Below are 14,584 nucleotides of genomic sequence, written 5' to 3' on the forward strand. Positions count from 1 at the left end.
AAAGGGCTCCACTAGATGGGCGTATACATACTAAGACGGCTGGCACTGATTATCCCGACCCTGATCGGAATCATGCTGCTCAATTTCGTGATCGTACAGGCAGCACCGGGCGGGCCGGTCGAGCAACTGATAGCTGAAATGGAGGGCCATGGCGGCGGTGCACTGGCCCGTGCCAGCGGCGGAAGCAGCGGCGGTGAGGTGGCCTCTTCCAGCAGTGACAGTCGGGGCTCGCGCGGTATTCCCGAGGAGCTGCTCAAGGAAATTGAGGTCATGTACGGCTTTGACAAGCCGGCCCATGAGCGGTTTTTCAAGATGCTCGGGGATTACGCAACCTTCAATTTTGGCGAGTCCTTTTTCAGGGAACGTACCGTTCTCGAGCTGATCCTCGACAAGATGCCGGTATCCATCTCCCTCGGCCTCTGGTCCACGCTGATCATTTACCTGATTTCAATCCCTCTGGGCATTCGCAAGGCCGTCACCGATGGCTCACGATTTGACGTCTGGAGCAGTTCCGCCATTGTCGTTGGGTACGCCATTCCCGGTTTCCTCTTCGCTATCCTGCTGATCGTCCTCTTCGCTGGCGGCAGCTATTTCGACTGGTTTCCCCTGCGCGGCCTTACTTCTACCAACTTTGACGAACTCAACTGGTACCAGAAAATCGGGGATTATTTCTGGCACCTGGCACTGCCTGTGACTGCCAACGTGATTGGCGGCTTTGCTACGCTGACGCTGCTGACCAAGAACTCCTTCCTTGACGAGATCAGTAAGCAGTACGTGGTGACCGCTAGAGCCAAGGGTCTGGAAGAGAAACAGGTGCTCTATGGCCATGTGTTCCGTAACGCCATGCTCATCGTGATCGCCAGCCTGCCCGGAGTATTGGTGTCTCTGTTTTTTACCGGCTCGCTGCTAATCGAAGTCATCTTCTCCCTCGACGGCCTCGGTCTACTGGGCTTCGAAGCTGCCCTGAACCGGGACTACCCGGTGATCTTCGGCACACTTTATATTTTCACGCTGATGGGTCTGGTACTGAAACTGATCAGCGACATCACCTATGTCCTGGTGGATCCGCGCATCGACTTTGAAAGCCGGGAGGGTGCCTGAACCATGATGTCACTCACCCCCATCCAACAACGGAGGCTACGGAACTTCCGCAATAATCGCCGTGGATTCTGGTCCCTGTGGATATTCCTGGCGTTGTTCGGACTGTCCCTGGTTGCGGAGCTGATCGCGAACGATGCGCCGCTGGTGGTGTCCTATCAGGGCGATCTGTATTTTCCCGTCGCAGAAGCCGTGCCCGAGGAGACTTTTGGTGGCTTTCTGCCATCTGAGGCGGATTACCGTGATTCCTTTATTGCTGACGAGATCAAGGCCAATGGCTGGATGCTCTGGCCACCGATCCGCTTCAGTTATGACACCATCAACTATGACCTTGATGTGCCCTCGCCCGCGCCGCCCAGCTCCGAGAATTGGCTGGGAACCGATGATCAGGGGCGAGATGTCGCCGCCAGGGTCATCTACGGTTTCCGCATCTCGGTGCTCTTTGGGCTGACACTGACCATTGCCAGTTGCATTGTCGGGGTTGCGGTTGGCGCGATCCAGGGCTTCTACGGTGGCAAGATTGACCTGCTCGGCCAACGGTTCATTGAAGTCTGGTCCGGGCTTCCGGTGCTGTACCTGCTGATCATCCTGTCCAGCATTGTACAGCCCAACTTCTGGTGGCTACTTGGGATTATGCTGCTGTTCAGCTGGATGGGGCTGGTCGATGTGGTTCGCGCCGAGTTCCTGAGGGCACGCAACTTTGAGTACGTTCGTGCAGCCCGCGCCCTGGGCCTGGGCAATCGCAAGATCATGTTCCGGCATATTCTGCCCAATGCCATGGTGGCCACCCTGACCTTTATGCCATTTATCCTCACCGGTGCTATAACCGGGCTAACATCGCTGGATTTTCTTGGCTTTGGCTTGCCTTCCGGGTCTCCTTCCCTGGGTGAACTGATTGCTCAGGGCAAAGCCAATCTCCACGCGCCCTGGCTAGGCATTTCCGCCTTCGTATCCCTCTCCGTGATGCTGACCCTACTGGTGTTCGTCGGTGAAGCTGTACGGGATGCCTTTGATCCGAGAAAGAACTGATATGTCCAAACTTCTGGAAATCTCAGACCTCTCTATCTATTTCGACCACGGCAAACCGGTGGTCGATGGTCTCTCCATCGATATCAACCGGGGAGAAACACTGGCACTGGTGGGTGAAAGCGGCTCCGGAAAATCCGTCTCGGCGCTTTCCATCCTGCGCCTGCTGGATGAACGGCACGCTCATTACCCGTCGGGACAAATTCTTTTCCAGGGTGAAAACCTGCTGACAGCCAACGATAAGCGGCTTCGACAGATTCGAGGGCATCGCATCGGCATGATCTTTCAGGAACCGATGACGTCTCTGAATCCGCTGCACACGGTGGAAAAGCAGGTTAGCGAAACCCTGGCCCTGCACAAGGGATTACGTGGCCCTCAGGCACGAAAACGGTGCATAGAGCTGCTGGAATTGGTGGGCATCCCCTCGCCGGAAACGCGACTGTCCAGCTATCCCCATCAGCTGTCCGGCGGCCAGAAACAACGCGTTATGATTGCCATGGCCCTGGCCAATGAACCGGAGTTACTGATTGCCGACGAACCCACCACTGCGCTGGATGTCACGGTGCAACGTCAGGTGTTGGAGTTGTTGCGGAACCTGCAACAGGAATTCGGCATGGCAATCCTGCTGATCACCCACGATCTGTCCATCGTCCACCGCTATGCAGATCGGGTTGCGGTTATGGAACAGGGAAAGGTCGTGGAGCAGGCACCCACAGAACAGCTTTTCACCAACGCCAAACACCCCTATACCCAGCGTCTGCTTGATGCCGAGCCTCCGGTGGCTCCGCTCAGTATGGATCAGTCGGTTAAGCCGCTGCTTGAAGTCGATAACCTGGATGTCCGGTTCACCACCAAAAAAAGCCTGTTCGGTCGTACTGTCAGCTACTTCCATGCCGTCCGCGATACCAGCTTCACTCTTGCTCGCGGGGAAACACTGGGCATCGTCGGTGAAAGCGGCAGCGGTAAAACCACCATCGGTCACGCATTGCTGAAGCTCACGGGAGCCACCGGCAGTATTCGACTGGATGGTGTGGAACTGGCTCATCTGGACCAGAAGCAGTTTCGGCCCTACCGCAGCCGCGTGCAGATTGTTTTTCAGGACCCGTTTGGCAGCCTCAGCCCCCGCATGTCGGTCGCTGAAATCGTTCGCGAGGGACTGGAAATCCATGCTCCCGCCAGTCCAGAGGAGCAGGACCGAAAAGTCATCCAGGCACTGGTCGATGTCGGCCTCGACCCCGAAGCGAGGCACCGCTATCCCCATGAATTCTCGGGTGGCCAGCGTCAACGCATTGCCATCGCGCGGGCGTTGGTGTTGCAACCGGAAGTGATCATACTCGACGAACCCACTTCAGCCCTGGACCGCACCGTTCAGAAACAGGTCATCAATCTGTTGCGGGATATCCAGGCCCGATATCAGCTAAGCTATATCTTTATCAGTCACGATCTATCGGTGGTTCGGGCACTGAGCCATAAGCTGCTGGTACTCCAGCACGGCAAGGTGGTCGAGTACGGAAATGCAACTGACATATTCCATGCACCGAAACAGGACTACACTCAGGAACTGTTGAGCGCCGCACTGTTCTATCAAAAGCCTACGACCAATTGAGCGTTACCCCCATCGGATCACTTCGGGGATAATGCATGCAAACCGAGAACACAGGGAGAAAATCTATGGGATTACTCAGTGGCAAGAAAGCGCTGATCGTTGGCGTGGCCAGCAAACACTCAATCGCCTATGGCATCGCGGAAGCGTTTGCCCGTGAAGGCGCCGAACTGGCCTTTACCTACCAGAATGAGAAGCTACAGTCCCGGGTGGAAAAATTCGCTGACGGATGGGGTAGCCAACTCACCTTCCCCTGTGACGTGGCCAGTGACGAAGAAATTGAGAACGTCTTCAAAGAGCTGGGGAAACACTGGGACGCCATCGATATCATCATTCATGCGGTGGGCTATGCCCCGGCCCATGAGCTTGACGGTAACTTTGTGGATGTGACAACCCGCGAGGGTTTCAAGATCGCCCACGACATCAGTTCCTACAGCTTCGTCGCACTCGCCAAGGGTGCCCGTAGCATGATGCACGAGAACAGCTCGCTGCTGACGTTGAGCTACCTCGGTGCCGAAAAGGTACTGCAGAACTATAACGTGATGGGGCTGGCCAAGGCCTCTCTCGAAGCCAACGTACGTTATATGGCTGCCAGCCTGGGCCGTGAAGGCATCCGGGTGAACGGTATATCTGCCGGTCCGATCAAGACCCTGGCCGCCTCGGGCATCAAGAGCTTCCGTCGCATGCTGGCGGAAAATGCCAAACGTGCACCCCTGCGGCGCAATGTGACGACAGCGGAAGTAGGCAACGCCGCAGCGTTCCTGAGTTCTGATATGGCCAGTGGCATCACCGGAGAGATCATGTATGTGGACGCCGGTTTCAATATTACCGGCATGGGCGAACTGGAAGACTGAATTCGCTGCCCACGGGTGTCATGACACCCGGTGGGCCATTCACCGGTTTCTCCAAGGGCTCGACGCCCGACCTACGAATTCCGGCCCACCCGTATCCTTCCCACAACACGGCTTAGGGTCTCGTCAAACTCAGCGGAGCTGCCCAGTACTCGCACACTCCCGGAAACGATTGCCTCTACCAGGTCATTACCCTGGTACTCTCGGCGGTTAAGGCCCAGTCGGTCAACGAAAACCAGCTTGTTTGACGCATTGATCCGGACAGCCAGCTTCATTCTTACCGGATCACCGTTTGCGTCCTTCTCATCAAACGTTATCCACCCACCCAGTTTGATACTGTCTACCAGTCGTTGTCCTTCCGTCAGCTTTTCCTGTTCCAGCCTCTTCCGTTCCGCACGCTCGTCGGCGAGCCGTTTTTCGTGCTCTTCACGCCGGACTCTGTCGATCTCGGCCAGCCGCTTAACTTCTTCCGCTCTTCGTTTAGTTTCTGCGGCCTCTTTCTCTTTCATGATCGCAGCGGCCCTGCTCCTGGCCTCCCTGACGGCCTTCTCGCGCAATATTCTCTGCCTTTCGAGCACGCCGGAAAGCGCACTTACCGCCTCGGTCAGGACGAGACCAAAAGGCGTTAATGCCGGCAAAGGCCGCAGGTCTCCCTGGCGCCTTTCAGCTTCAAACAATGGCCAGGGTTGCAGCCCGAGCTTCACCCCGGAACCGTTGGTCCACAGAATCTCTGCGGTGTCTGGCAGCAACGCAAAGAAATATCGACGCTGCTCCCCGGCACCTTCCCCTTCAACAAACCACTGCCCCTCAAGCCCTTCCACTTTCTTGGAATCAGGGCCATTAAAAGACAACCAGGAAGCGTCCCAGGAGAAGCCTGTCTCGTCCGGTAACGCAGCGATCAGATCCGGAATCTCCCTTCGGAGGCGCGCCATCATAACTGACTGAATGCCTTCAATAGCCTTTGCCGGCAGTGGCTTCCCAAAAACCCGATGCCAGACATCCAGAATACGATCACCAATCTGTTCGCCGACGTGATACAGGCGATTGCGATCCTTGTCGGACAACGCCGGATCGCCGATCCAAACAAGCCACTCCAACAGTTTCTTGCCATGCCGCCAGTTCTCACCGTCCACTTCACCTGCCCACACCACCTGCTTGAGCAGAAGCATCCAGTGATCAAATATAAAGGTGATTATTGGCCTGGGTAGATGTCGCCCCTTGAGGGTACGCCCCACCAGGGCACGGGCAGTCTGCTCGGCACGCCGTTGCCTGGCCGCCCCCATCTCGGTTTCAAGAAGACGTTGCCGGAGCCGCGATACTTGCTGGGCCCGTTTCTCCGAGTCAGCCTGCCAATCCCGGCAGAATGCCTCCAGGGGTTCCAGGGCCCCGGTCTCAAAACATGCAGATACAGAAATGACCAGGGAATCCAGCTGATCCAGCAACGCCCTGGCAGAGCGGCCACCGGAGGCACTCCAGCCACGAAATTCCTGAAGGCCATCCAACCAGGCCAGAACGTCCTCGCTGAACGTACTGGCACCTTCCTCACTCATCCTCCAGGCGAAGAAAAAGCGCAGGCGTGCAACCCGCCGGGCCAGCCCGGGGTGTAGACCACTGGTATGGACAAAGGTATCCATAATCCGATCCGCCACGTAGGCAGCATTAATCTGACGTACCGACCAATTCAGGGAAACCGAACGAACAAGCTGCATGACGCGCTCATCCCGTTGCTCCGTCCAACAGGAAAACAACAGTGGTCGCCAATCGCAGACAGCAGCGTCTCCCGCTGTCCCGGCAGGATACGGTAGGTCCGGAACGCGAATGCCGGAAAGGACCTCCGGGATCTTCTCCATGAACAGTTCACGGGGCAGTGTTGCGGGCGTTTTCGGCCGGTTCTGAGACATCCGTCATCCGCAGGTAAGAAGCGTTGAAATGGGTTACCAAATGACGCAGTATAACCAACTCGCCGGGGTTTACCGCAATGAATACCGGCTTGTTAAGCTCATATTTGCACGGCCTGCAGGGTATCAGATACCCTCAAAAGGGTCGCTGCAATGTTAAGAACCGGGGAAAACAACAGAATGTCGGGCAATAAACTTGAGAACATTAACGTGGCGAATCAGGAACAACTGATTACCCCTGAAGCGCTGAAGCAGGAAATGCCTTTATCCAGCGCCGCGGCCGAAACCGTTGAAAAGGGTCGCCAGGCCATCTATGACATTATGGATGGCAAGGACCACCGGCTATTTGTGGTCGTTGGCCCCTGCTCCATCCATGACGTTGAAGCCGCTCGCGATTACGCCACCAGGCTCAAGAAACTTGCCGACGAAGTCAGCGACACCCTGCTGATTGTCATGCGCGTCTATTTTGAGAAGCCACGTACGACCGTGGGCTGGAAAGGTCTGATCAACGACCCCCACCTGAACGATACGTTCGACATTGAGCAGGGTCTCCACATTGGCCGCCGATTGCTTCTGGACATTGCCGAGATTGGCCTGCCAACGGCCACGGAAGCTCTTGACCCTATTTCCCCCCAGTACCTTCAGGACAGCATTTCCTGGTCGGCCATCGGCGCCCGGACCACAGAGTCCCAGACTCACCGCGAGATGAGTAGCGGACTTTCTATGGCGATCGGTTTCAAGAACGGCACGGATGGCAGCCTCGACGTCGCGGTAAACGCCATGAAGTCGGTTTCCCATCCCCACAGTTTCCTGGGTATCAACCAGAAAGGTCAGGTAGCCATTATTCGTACCAAGGGTAACAACTACGGTCACGTTGTTCTCCGTGGCGGTGGCGGCAAACCCAACTACGATTCCGTCAGTGTCGCGCTGTGCGAACAGGCCCTGGACAAGGCCGGCCTGCGTAAATCCATCATGGTGGACTGCAGCCACGCCAACTCAAGCAAAGATCCGGCCATTCAGCCGCTGGTCATGCAGGATATTTCCCATCAGATTCTGGAAGGCAATCGGTCTATCCAGGGTCTGATGGTAGAAAGCAACATCAACTGGGGCAACCAGTCCATCCCTGACAACCTTGCGGACCTGGAGTACGGTGTATCCATCACGGATGCCTGTATTGACTGGCCGACCACAGAGAAAGCTATTCGTGACATGCGGGATAAACTGAAAGACGTCCTGCCAAAGCGAAAAGACTGAAAACTGAAAGCTACAAAAAAGGGAGCCTCTATAGGCTCCCTTTTTTTGTAGCTATGGCGTGTGATTAAACCGCGCCGATCCAGTCCAGGCGATCCCGCAACCCGACCACCTGTCCGATAATGACGAGCGTCGGTGGTTGAACCTCACGTTCATTCACCCGAGCCACGATGGTGGACAGATCTCCGGTGATCACTTCCTGATCCGGCGTAGTGCCCTTGGACACCAGGGCAACAGGCATATCGCTGGCCATACCATGGGCAATCAACTCCCGACAGATAATAGGCAGTCCCACCAAACCCATGTAAAAAACCAGGGTCTGGTTGTTCTGGACAAAGTCCTTCCAGGGCAGATCACAGGTGTCATTTTTCAGGTGGCCCGTAACGAAACGTACCGACTGGGCATAATTCCGATGCGTCAGGGGGATACCGGCATAGGCAGCACAACCAGAGGCAGCGGTAATACCGGGAACGACCTGGAAGCGAATTCCCGCCTCAGCCAGTGTTTCGATTTCCTCGCCCCCACGCCCGAAAATAAACGGATCACCACCCTTCAGACGCACCACCCGGCGACCGCTTCGCGCCAGCTCTACCAGTCGGTTATTGATCTGGTCCTGAGGCAAAGTATGGTTGGCGCGTTGTTTTCCTACATGAATCCGCTCGGCGGACTCGGGAATAAGCTCCAGGATTTCTGGTGACACCAGGCGATCATACAACACCACTTCCGCCGAGTTCATCAGCCGCCAGGCCTTCAGGGTCAGAAGTTCCGGATCACCCGGCCCCGCCCCCACCAGTGCGACCTCCCCGCTGGAGGTGTTGGGGTTATCGGTAACCGGGTTGGCCCGGTACCGAACTGGTGCACGCCCCGCACTTACGCCCTTTCCTGGTGCATTGTCCCGATCGTTCATTGAATCTTGTCTAAACCTCCCATGTACGGCTTCAATACGTCCGGAACCACGATGCTGCCATCCGCTTGCTGGTAGTTCTCCATGACCGCTATCAGTGCACGGCCAACAGCAAGGCCTGAACCATTCAGAGTATGGACGGGCTCGGGCTTCCCGGTTTCCGGATTACGCCAACGAGCATGCATGCGCCGTGCCTGAAAATCACGGGTATTGGAACAGGAGGAAATTTCACGGTATTTATCCTGGCCCGGCAGCCATACTTCCAAATCGTAAGTCTTCGCTGCAGAGAAGCCCATGTCACCGCCACACAGCGCAACCACACGATAGGGCAACTCAAGCAGCTGCAGGACCTTTTCCGCATGGCCAGTGAGGGCCTCCAGAGCCGCTTCCGAGTCAGCCGGACGGACAATCTGGACCAGTTCCACCTTGTCGAACTGGTGCTGGCGAATCATACCCCGGGTATCCCGACCGTAGGATCCTGCCTCACTGCGGAAGCAGGGGGTATGACAGACCATTTGCAGCGGCAGCTCCCCGGCATCAAGAATTGAATTGGATACCAGGTTGGTTGCTGGAACTTCGGCCGTGGGAATCAGGTAAAGCGGATTCTCTCCCTCGGTCTTGAACAGATCCTCCTCAAACTTCGGAAGCTGTCCGGTTCCATACAACGTCTCGGCATTGACCAGATAGGGTACATAAGTTTCGGTGTAGCCATGCTCACCAGTGTGAAGATCGAGCATGAACTGGGTCAGCGCCCGGTGCAGGCGTGCTACCGGTCCACGCATAACCGCAAAGCGGGAATGTGCCAACCGCGATGCCGTTTCGAAGTCCAACCCCTTGAGTTGTTCTCCCAGCGCTACATGGTCCTTCGGTTCAAAATCAAAGGACCTGGGGGTGCCCCAGGTTCGCACCTCAACGTTATCGTCTTCGCTGTCGCCCTCAGGTACGTCCTCGTCCGGAAGATTGGGGATACCAGCAAGAAAGCTATTCAGCTCTTCCTGCAGCTTACGAAGCTCATCCTCCGCTTCAGATTTCTGTTTTTTGAGATTCTCGACCTCGTCCAACAGTGGCTTGATATCCTCGCCAGCAGCCTTGGCCTTGCCAATCGACTTGGAACGCTTGTTCTGCTCGCTCTGCAACGTTTCCGTCCGTACCTGAATGGCACGACGGCGCTCTTCAAGCTGCTCGAAGGTGGCGGTATCAAATTCGACGTTCTTGATGGTCAGCCGACGGGCGATCTCTTCAGTCTGAGTACGGACGCGTTTGGGATCGAGCATGGTTATCCTGACTTTTCCGATTAGCGATGTGTGTTGAATGACAGGCCATTATACCTGCACAAGCGCTGCTGGCTACCGTGGTCACCCGCTCAGGGATAGCGTTTTCGGGGGCTTTCGGTGTTGCGGGTATCCAGTCGTTGGCGCTTTTCGGCAAGCTTGATTTCAAGGCCCCGGTTAACGGGCTCATAGTAGCGACGTTGATGGATAGTTTTCGGGAGGTAGGATTCGCCCGCTGCAAACGCTTCGGGTTCGTCGTGGGCATAGCGGTACTCGTCCCCATGACCGAGACTTTTAAGCAGTTTAGTGGGAGCGTTACGAAGATGCACCGGCACCTCGTAGTCCGGATCATTACGAATATCCGCCATGCATTGGTTAAACGCCTTGTACACCGCATTGCTTTTGGGCGACAGCGCCAGATAGGTCACCGCCTGTGCCAGAGCCAGCTCCCCTTCCGGACTGCCCAGGCGCTCCTGCGCTTCCCAGGCGTCCATGGCCAGTTGCAGCGCCCGGGGATCGGCGTTGCCAATGTCCTCGCTGGCAATACGGACCAGTCGACGGGCAACGTACAGCGGATCGCATCCACCATCCAGCATGCGACACAGCCAGTACAGGGAGCCATCGGGATCCGATCCCCGCACGGACTTGTGCAATGCGGAGATCTGGTCATAGAACACATCACCGCCCTTGTCGAATCGGCGCAGGCTGGTCTGGAGCACCTGCTCCAGATGCTCGCTGGTAATCCGCATGACCCCCTGGGCATCCTCTTCCGCCAGGTCAGCTGCTACTTCCAATACATTGAGCGCTTTGCGGCCGTCACCACCTGATGCGGCGGCCATCGTAGCCAGCACGGATTCATCCACCGCGACCTGGCCATCAAGGCCCTCGTCCGATGCAAGTGCGCGCTGAAGCAGAACCAACACATCGCTCTCTTCAAGGTTCTTGAGGACGTAGACCCGGGTTCGCGACAGCAGGGCGCTATTCAGTTCAAAGGAGGGGTTTTCCGTGGTGGCGCCCACGAAAATGAACGTCCCGTCTTCAATATGGGGTAAGAAAGCGTCCTGCTGACTTTTGTTAAAGCGATGGACTTCGTCCACGAACAGCAGGGTGTCCCTGCCCTCGCTATGCTTTCGGTGTTTCGCCCGCTCGACGATGGCTCGAATGTCCTTCACACCGCTTAAGACCGCAGAAACCGTCTCAAAGCTGAGGTCGCCGAGGTTGGCCAGTAACTGGGCGAAGGTGGTCTTACCGACACCCGGCGGCCCCCACAGGATCATCGAATGGAGCTGCCCCTGCTCGACAGCGCGCCTCAGGGGTTTGCCGGGCCCTACCAGGTGGGCCTGGCCCACATACTCATCCAGGTTTCCGGGCCGCATGCGGGCTGCCAGTGGGCGAAACCCCTGCTGTCCGGCAAACAGGCTGTCCTGCATCAGGCCCCGTCCCGGATAACGTCCACCTCATCAGGGTAATCGAGGGTGAAGGCGGTGTCTTCAATGGCCTGATTCAGTTCGATATCGTCGAAGCTGAGCACGCTGATCTGCGACAGGGAGTCCTCCATTCGCATTTCCTGGAGTTCGCCCTTGAAAAAGGTCAGACGCAATGACACAAACAAAGAGTCTGCGCTTCTTGGCTCCAGAGTGAATTCGTGGGTATGCTCACCCTTGCTGCGACCGGATACCTTGTAGGTTTCGTCCAGGTTACCCACTTCCCCGCTGAGCAGTAACGCTGGCGTGGTCTGGACCCGCTCATCGAGATTGTGAACGGTCACCTGCTCCAGGTCCGGGTCATAAACTTCAACGGTCGAACCATTGCTGACAATAAACTGGGGATATGGCTCACGGGTTTCCCAGTAGAACAGGCCCGGACGTTTGGCTTTCAGGAAGCCACGGGATTCCTGGACCCGGTTTCCGCCTTCATTGACTACAATCTGGATAAAGCGGGCCTGGTAGGATTCGTAGCTTTCCAGCATTTGCGCCAGCTCAGAGGCATCCTGCTTGCTTCCGTCTTCAGCCTGTACCGCAAATGACGGCATCATTACAGCCACCGCAATCGATACCCAGAACAGTCGGGCAAGTTGTTTCATCGTCAGCTAACTCCTAGTCTCTTGGTGGTGGCGGTGCCAGCACTTCCCGCGCGCCATTATGGCCGGCGGCACTGACCACACCCGATGCTTCCATGGCATCAACCAGGTTCGCCGCCCGGTTGTACCCGATCTTGAATTTACGCTGAACGGAAGAGATCGACACCCTCCGCCCTTCGGTCACAAACGCGACGGCCTCATCGTACAGGGCATCGCCCTCCTCGCCGCCACCTTCAGTGAGCGTCGGCACCCCGGGTAGATTCTCCCCCTCGGCACCGTTCAATACGTCATCCACATACACCGGCTCGCCCCGTGCCTTCCAGGCACTGACCACGCGGTGCACCTCATCGTCGTCCACGAAGGCGCCGTGAACCCGAACCGGAAGACCGGAACCGGGGGGCAGGTATAGCATGTCACCGTGGCCCAGCAGCTGCTCTGCGCCACCCTGGTCCAGTACCGTCCTTGAATCAATCTTGGAGGACACCTGGAACGACATACGGGTCGGGATGTTGGCCTTGATCAGGCCGGTAATGACATCCACCGACGGGCGCTGGGTTGCCAGTATCAGGTGAATCCCCGCCGCCCTCGCCTTCTGGGCGATCCGGGCAATCAATTCTTCAACCTTCTTGCCGACAATCATCATCATGTCGGCAAATTCGTCGATCACCACCACAATAAACGGTAGGGTTTCCAGCTCAGGCCGGTCCTGCTCTTCGTTGGCGAGGTATTCATCCGGCTTCCAGATCGGGTCCAGAATCGGCTCGCCGGCCGCCGCAGCGTCACGGATCTTGCGGTTGTAACCAGCCAGGTTGCGGACCCCGAGACTGGCCATCAGCCGATAACGGCGTTCCATTTCAGCTACACACCAGCGCAGTGCGTTGGCGGCTTCTTTCATATCTGTGACCACAGGAGCCAACAGGTGCGGAATACCATCGTAAATGCTCAATTCCAGCATTTTCGGGTCCACCATGATAAAGCGGACCTCTTCCGGTGTGGCCTTCAACAGCATGCTCAACAACATGGCGTTCACACCGACGGATTTACCGGACCCGGTTGTACCTGCCACAAGCAGGTGAGGCATCTTGGCGAGATTGGCGACCATCGGGTTGCCGCCAATATCATTGCCCAAAGCCAGAGTCAGGGCGGAGGAGGAGTCTGTAAATACCTTTGCACTGAGCACCTCACTCAGGCGAACCATTTCACGCTCTTCGTTGGGAATCTCGATCCCGACAACGGATTTTCCCGGAATAACTTCCACAACCCGAACGCTGAGTACCGCAAGGGAGCGTGCAAGGTCCTTGGCGAGGTTGGAAATCTTGCTGACCTTGACGCCGGGTGCTGGCTTGATTTCAAAGCGGGTGATTACCGGCCCCGGATTCACTTCAACGACCTCAACGGAAACGCCAAAGTCCGCCAGTTTTTCTTCCAGCAACCGGGACATGTGCTCAAGGGATTCTTCTGAATAGCCCTTTTCCTTATGCTCCTCAGGTGGGTCCAGCAAAGAGATCGGCGGAATCGGGCTCTCCACGTCCTCAAGCAAGGATGGCTGACTTCCCTTACTGTTCTTATCGTTCCTGGCGGGTTCGTCGCGCTTGAATGGCGAGATTTTCAGCGCCCGGGACATCGCCCCCTTGGGCTCCGGCTTTTCTTTTCTACGGGCACCGTTAACGGAAGGCGCCTCCATCGGCTCAGCTATATCGTCCCGTGAACTGAAACTCTCCAATCGGGCAGGTTCCGGGTCCAGTGGTGACTCAACACCATCGATCGCCGGTTCACGACGATCCGGCCTTTCCTTTTCAACGACAGGTTTGGCCTTTTTGGGCGCAAACCCTGGAATTCTGTGCCACCAACGCACTGCGGCTCCCGCCCCACTGGCTCCGCCAACCCGGTCTTTCACCACCGGTGGTTCCGGTGGCTTCTTTGCTTCTGATTCAGGCTTGCGCGCCTTTTCGAATTTACCATCAGCGCTGAACATATGCTTAAGCCAGGTACCAAAACGAATGGTCGCCAGGCCCACCTGATCCATCAACCAGAACCACGACAGGCCCGTAGTCACGGTGAGTGCAAACAGGAATATCGCAATAAGCAGAAGAGTTGTCGCCGGCAAATTGAAGAACCGCACCATGGCCTCGGATACGGACGTTCCCAGCACCCCGCCTGAGGACACCCCCAGCCCGAACACTGAATACAGGGACAGCAGGCTGGTCGACGACAGCAGAATCAGCAGGAAGCCACCAAAACGCATCATCAGTAGCGGCCAATGCAAATCCAGGGGATCATTACGACGGCGAATCAGCATCACCGCATAACCAGCAATCATCAGCGGAAACAGAAAGGCCACATGGCCAAAGAAGTCCATCAGCAGACTGGCGATCCAGGCGCCCGTGCGACCGGCATAGTTCTCAACACTGGTCTCATGCCCAATGCTTGCCCAGCCAGGATCCATCGGATTAAACGTGACCAACGCCATCGCCATGTATATACACAGGGCAATCAGGGCAATAACGGCGCCCTCGCGGGTGCCCTGGGCAGCCAGGCGACGAAATCGCTGCTGTTTATCGGTCAGTTCCCCTGATTTTTGCGCTTTTGCAGACTCTGCCAT

General features: G+C 56.7%; 11 protein-coding genes. 5 read left to right on the forward strand and 6 right to left on the reverse strand.

Features of this window, described 5'->3' with window-relative positions; translation table 11 throughout:
- Positions 1–15: 15 nt before the first annotated feature.
- The 4 genes from MARLIPOL_RS08125 (at position 16) to MARLIPOL_RS08140 (ending at position 4,581) form a co-directional block, all read left to right on the forward strand.
- Positions 16–1,101, forward strand: coding sequence for a microcin C ABC transporter permease YejB (locus MARLIPOL_RS08125; protein ID WP_012137573.1), 1,086 nt, complete (start codon positions 16–18; stop codon positions 1,099–1,101).
- A 6-nt stretch (positions 1,102–1,107) separates the two neighbouring features.
- On the forward strand, positions 1,108–2,127 hold the full coding sequence (locus MARLIPOL_RS08130) for an ABC transporter permease (protein ID WP_036191114.1): 1,020 nt from the start codon (positions 1,108–1,110) through the stop codon (positions 2,125–2,127).
- 1 nt (position 2,128) lies between these two features.
- Positions 2,129–3,730, forward strand: a complete 1,602-nt coding sequence (locus MARLIPOL_RS08135; protein ID WP_012137575.1) for an ABC transporter ATP-binding protein — start codon at positions 2,129–2,131, stop codon at positions 3,728–3,730.
- A 65-nt stretch (positions 3,731–3,795) separates the two neighbouring features.
- Entirely contained in the window at positions 3,796–4,581 is a 786-nt protein-coding gene (locus MARLIPOL_RS08140) for an enoyl-ACP reductase FabI (RefSeq protein ID WP_012137576.1), read from the forward strand.
- Positions 4,582–4,652: 71 nt separating this feature from the next.
- On the opposite strand, the gene MARLIPOL_RS08145 is transcribed toward MARLIPOL_RS08140, so the two are convergent.
- The gene (locus tag MARLIPOL_RS08145) at positions 4,653–6,479 is read right to left on the reverse strand and encodes a DUF1631 family protein (RefSeq protein ID WP_012137577.1); all 1,827 of its coding nucleotides are present in this window, start codon (positions 6,477–6,479) and stop codon (positions 4,653–4,655) included.
- A 177-nt stretch (positions 6,480–6,656) separates the two neighbouring features.
- Here MARLIPOL_RS08145 and MARLIPOL_RS08150 point away from each other — a divergent pair, with 177 nt between their 5' ends.
- Positions 6,657–7,730 (forward strand): 3-deoxy-7-phosphoheptulonate synthase, encoded by a 1,074-nt coding sequence (locus MARLIPOL_RS08150; RefSeq protein WP_012137578.1) that lies wholly within the window; start codon positions 6,657–6,659, stop codon positions 7,728–7,730.
- A gap of 64 nt (positions 7,731–7,794) precedes the next feature.
- On the opposite strand, the gene cobA is transcribed toward MARLIPOL_RS08150, so the two are convergent.
- The 5 genes from cobA to MARLIPOL_RS08175 all read right to left on the reverse strand — a co-directional run bounded on the left by cobA (position 7,795) and on the right by MARLIPOL_RS08175 (position 14,584).
- Positions 7,795–8,634 (reverse strand): uroporphyrinogen-III C-methyltransferase, encoded by an 840-nt coding sequence (gene cobA, locus MARLIPOL_RS08155; protein WP_012137579.1) that lies wholly within the window; start codon positions 8,632–8,634, stop codon positions 7,795–7,797.
- Complete coding sequence (serS, locus tag MARLIPOL_RS08160) at positions 8,631–9,905, reverse strand: serine--tRNA ligase (protein WP_012137580.1); 1,275 nt, start codon at positions 9,903–9,905, stop codon at positions 8,631–8,633. Before serS ends, cobA begins: the two co-directional genes overlap by 4 nt.
- Before the next feature lie 89 nt (positions 9,906–9,994).
- On the reverse strand, positions 9,995–11,332 hold the full coding sequence (locus MARLIPOL_RS08165; RefSeq protein ID WP_012137581.1) for a replication-associated recombination protein A: 1,338 nt from the start codon (positions 11,330–11,332) through the stop codon (positions 9,995–9,997).
- Positions 11,332–11,937, reverse strand: a complete 606-nt coding sequence (gene lolA, locus MARLIPOL_RS08170) for an outer membrane lipoprotein chaperone LolA (RefSeq protein WP_228677603.1) — start codon at positions 11,935–11,937, stop codon at positions 11,332–11,334. Before lolA ends, MARLIPOL_RS08165 begins: the two co-directional genes overlap by 1 nt.
- A 61-nt stretch (positions 11,938–11,998) precedes the next feature.
- Positions 11,999–14,584 carry a DNA translocase FtsK gene (locus MARLIPOL_RS08175; RefSeq protein ID WP_012137583.1) on the reverse strand — a complete coding sequence of 862 codons (2,586 nt, stop codon included), beginning with the start codon at positions 14,582–14,584 and terminating at the stop codon, positions 11,999–12,001.

It is taken from the genome of Marinobacter lipolyticus SM19 (assembly GCF_000397065.2).
Lineage (GTDB): Bacteria > Pseudomonadota > Gammaproteobacteria > Pseudomonadales > Oleiphilaceae > Marinobacter > Marinobacter lipolyticus.